This window comes from Acinetobacter tjernbergiae DSM 14971 = CIP 107465, assembly GCF_000374425.1.
Taxonomy (GTDB): domain Bacteria; phylum Pseudomonadota; class Gammaproteobacteria; order Pseudomonadales; family Moraxellaceae; genus Acinetobacter; species Acinetobacter tjernbergiae.
The window spans coordinates 1-3,472 of record NZ_KB894393.1 but is presented as its reverse complement, the minus strand read 5'-3'; the positions used below and the strand labels follow the sequence as shown (position 1 = coordinate 3,472).

Sequence of the window (3,472 nt, the reverse complement as noted above, 5' to 3'; positions counted from 1 at the left end):
TTTATTCAGGAATTTGCTGATCAGTATCAGTTCCCTTATACCGCAGCGGTGCATAATCATCCGAGTGAGCTGACAGGTGAAGATCAACCGCATTTGCATCTGATGTATTCTGAACGGAGTATGGCCGATGGGATTGAACGACCACCAGAGCAGTTTTTTAAGCAGTATCGTCCAAAGAATCCCACTAAGGGTGGCGCACAGAAATTAACGGCTGATGCGTTGGGCTTTGGCCGTGATCAGGTCAAAGCCTTTCGAGAAAAAACTGAGCAGCTGATTAATCAGGCTTTGGAAATGCATGCACCGATGAAAACCGTGATTCTGGAGGGTATCTGAAAGATCATCCAAGTTATAAATCAGAGCAGTGTGGCCAAGCATGAAAAATCCAGTAGATGCAGAGCGAATTCGAGCAGCATTTAAGGCAACGCAAGGGATTGTGGAGCATTCATTTGAGCAGCATGTAATTGATGCCAGTCAAGCGGATGTTGATGCGATGATTGAACGAATTGCTTCTGGAGAGTCGAGTTTTGAGGAGGAAGATGAGGTGTTAATGATGAAGTGGAGAGCTATGAAAGCCTTACAGGATAAGGGTTCATAGCTTCGTATAAGGCGTATTATGTTAATTTTAGAAAATCTAATTAAGGTATCTTTATCCATTAAACACATTATGAAATAAATAATGTCTAAGGTTGTAACTCAAAATCTTTTTTCTATATACAATTGAACAATTAGGTATGTTCTCAAAACTACAAAGGACTTCATGTTAAATTCTCTTCTTATTGAAAATTTTAGATCGCTAGAAAAGTTAGAGGTTCCTCAGTTAGGACAGATTAATCTAATCGTCGGAAGAAATAACTCCGGAAAAAGTTCAGTTCTAGACGCTTTAAAATTATATGCAAGCTTTTCTGACGAAGGTACGTTAGTCGACATTATTGATGAACATGATGAGTTCTATATTCTAGAAGAAGATAGTTCAGTATCCCCTTATGAGAGCTTATTTTATGGAAGAAGATTCAAAGAAAATCATAAAATTATAATTGGTGAACTTAATGACCCAGAAACTAGATTATCAATTGAAGCAAGTAAAGCAGTTGAATTACATTTACCTGTAGACAAGGAAAGTGGAGGATTCTTAGCTTATCAAGTATCGTATCAAGATATAGATGATCAGAATGAAGGCCGTTTTGAAGAAGATTCAAATGTCGTGAATACTTTTAAAATTACTCAAAATAAAAAAACTAAGAGGATCATTTTAGATAATTTGGCAGATCGTATATATCGCAATAGAAATCGTAAAACAAAAATGAATATCAAATCCTATAGTGATATTACGACATCATTCATTTCAAATGATGAACTTGGAGATGCTTGGGATAAAGTGGGGCTAAGAGATTATGCTTCAGAGGTATTGAAGGCACTTCAGATTATCGAACCTAAAATTCAAGCAATTAACTTTGTTAATGCTCAAGATTGGGGACGCTCAAGTCTATATACAAGAGAAAAAGAGCGTCGTATTCCTCTAGTACGTATTGAGGGTGTTGATTTCCCTATCCCCTTAAAAAGTATGGGAGATGGGATCATTCGATTATTTCAACTCTCTTTACGCTTATATGAAGCAAAAGATGGTTTTTTATTTATTGATGAGTTTGAAAATGGTCTACATTTTGGTGTCCAAAAACAGGCTTGGGAAACTGTTTTTGAGTTGTCAAAATCTTTGAATATTCAAGTTTTTGCGACTACACATAGTTGGGATTGTATAGAGAGTTTCACTCAAGTGGCATTAGAAAGAACTGATATTGAAGGTTGCCTTTTCCGTATAGGAAAACCTACAAGAGGTCCGATGAAGGATAAAACAACAGCTACAATCTTCACAGAAGATGACCTAAAAATTTTATCGCAATCCCATGTAGAAGTTAGATAATGCAAAAGAGTAAATTGATTGTTGAAGGCCCATCTGATGCTTATTTATTTGAAAAATTATGTTCTAAACATGAATTTGATGTAGAAGTTACCGTTGATACTCCTTCTTTTTTTGGAGGAAAAGATACAAAACAAGGTGTCTTAAATATCCTACAGATCGCCATTAAGCAGTTGCAGAGTTCTTATATAGAGAAATTAGGAATAATTATTGATTCAGACTATGCAAAAGATGGTGGTGGAATAGAAAATACTCTTCTTCAGATCCATAAAAAAATAAAGGATTATGGTTATTCAACCCACTATAAAAAGTTTTCTAATTCAGGTATATATTTTGAAGGTGAAAATGGTTTACCTAATTTAGGTGTATGGGTTATGCCTAATAATTTAGATGAAGGGATGTTAGAAGATTGGATGTTAAGTATTTGCCATCCTAATGAACAAAAATTTTTAAATAATGTTACACAAATAGTAACTACAATGCCTTCTCCTAGATTTTCAAAAATTCATGAGGCAAAAGCTATTGCTAATACTTGGTTAGCATGGCAGAAAAAGCCTGATCGTGGCTTATACAATCTATTTCAAGAAGGCTTAATAGATGAGAATCATCAAAATTACAAAAATTGGTTGGATTGGATGACTGAAATCTTTAAAAAATAAAACTATTTAAAAAGACACTTTTAAGGTGTCTTTTTTATTTAACATAAAATCTCTTATGCGAAGTCAAAAATGGGAGCTTAAGCTCCCATTTTTACTGATGATTTTTTAATTCTTTGAGCATAGCATCCCGCAAAATTTCATTCATTCGTGTTTGATAGCCTTTGCCTTGAGCTTTAAACCATGCAAGTACATCAGCATCTAAACGAATGGAAGTCTGTTGCTTCACTGGGCGATAGAATCGATTATGGCGTACAGCATTGCTCCAGTCGGTAATTTCAGGCATATCTGAGAGATCTAGCTGATCGTCAGGAACCGTTCCCTTAGCAAGCAAGCGTTGAATTTCAGCATCTTGCTTGTCGCTGAATTTTTCATTCAGTTCTTTGCGTGAGTATCTAACCATGCTCATATCTATCTCGCTCCGCTTTGGTGACTTGCCTTGCACTAATGATTCGTATGATTTCACAGTCATCTTCATCAAAGATGGTGTGAGCTACTAAGAGCATTAGTACGCCTTTTACTTTTCCAATGGTTTGCCAACGTTCTTCACCATCGGTATGTCTGTCTTGGATTGAGATCCTTAATGGATCATCAAAAACAAGGCTTGCTGTTTCGAAAGAGACATCGTGCTTTTTCTGATTCTTTCGATTCTTTGCCTCATCCCATTCGAAATACTGTTCCATAAAAAACATTCAAATTTGTATATACAATAATGTATCACAAAATTGTATCACTCAAGCTGAAAAGCGTAATTTTTAGTCAGATTTATTGGCAAAAACTATCAAAACTGCTCATAAAAAAGCCGACATGTGTCTAAGTCGGCTTTCTAACGATTTTTTAGTCATGACTAGTTTTTTAAACAATTGAAAAATAAAAACTTTTTATAAATGATTTCGCATAA

5 protein-coding genes and 1 pseudogene are annotated in these 3,472 nt (G+C 35.2%); 4 read left to right on the top strand and 2 right to left on the bottom strand.

What is annotated here, in order from left to right:
* The 4 genes and pseudogenes from C502_RS19315 to C502_RS0117795 form a co-directional block, all read left to right on the top strand.
* Positions 1-330, top strand: a pseudogene (locus C502_RS19315) (MobA/MobL family protein); the annotation flags it as partial.
* A 43-nt stretch (positions 331-373) separates the two neighbouring features.
* The gene (locus tag C502_RS0117805; RefSeq protein WP_018680111.1) at positions 374-595 is read left to right on the top strand and encodes a hypothetical protein; all 222 of its coding nucleotides are present in this window, start codon (positions 374-376) and stop codon (positions 593-595) included.
* A gap of 162 nt (positions 596-757) precedes the next feature.
* Entirely contained in the window at positions 758-1,918 is a 1,161-nt protein-coding gene (locus C502_RS0117800; protein ID WP_018680110.1) for an AAA family ATPase, read from the top strand.
* Complete coding sequence (locus C502_RS0117795) at positions 1,918-2,574, top strand: DUF3226 domain-containing protein (protein ID WP_018680109.1); 657 nt, start codon at positions 1,918-1,920, stop codon at positions 2,572-2,574. The genes C502_RS0117800 and C502_RS0117795 overlap by 1 nt, the downstream gene beginning before the upstream one ends.
* Positions 2,575-2,665: 91 nt before the next feature.
* Here C502_RS0117795 and C502_RS0117790 read toward each other — a convergent pair whose 3' ends face one another.
* Together C502_RS0117790 and C502_RS0117785 are read right to left on the bottom strand one after the other, a co-directional pair.
* Entirely contained in the window at positions 2,666-2,980 is a 315-nt protein-coding gene (locus tag C502_RS0117790; protein WP_023274838.1) for a BrnA antitoxin family protein, read from the bottom strand.
* Positions 2,967-3,254, bottom strand: a complete 288-nt coding sequence (locus tag C502_RS0117785) for a BrnT family toxin (RefSeq protein ID WP_004884492.1) — start codon at positions 3,252-3,254, stop codon at positions 2,967-2,969. The genes C502_RS0117790 and C502_RS0117785 overlap by 14 nt, the downstream gene beginning before the upstream one ends.
* Positions 3,255-3,472: the final 218 nt, after the last annotated feature.

Excerpts from the sequence above, each read along its gene's own strand:
- C502_RS0117800 (WP_018680110.1), top strand. The coding sequence starts at position 758 with ATGTTAAATTCTCTTCTTATTGAAAATTTTAGATCGCTAGAAAAGTTA.
- C502_RS0117785 (WP_004884492.1), bottom strand. The coding sequence starts at position 3,254 with ATGGAACAGTATTTCGAATGGGATGAGGCAAAGAATCGAAAGAATCAG.
- C502_RS0117790 (WP_023274838.1), bottom strand. The coding sequence starts at position 2,980 with ATGAGCATGGTTAGATACTCACGCAAAGAACTGAATGAAAAATTCAGC.
- C502_RS0117795 (WP_018680109.1), top strand. The coding sequence starts at position 1,918 with ATGCAAAAGAGTAAATTGATTGTTGAAGGCCCATCTGATGCTTATTTA.
- C502_RS0117805 (WP_018680111.1), top strand. The coding sequence starts at position 374 with ATGAAAAATCCAGTAGATGCAGAGCGAATTCGAGCAGCATTTAAGGCA.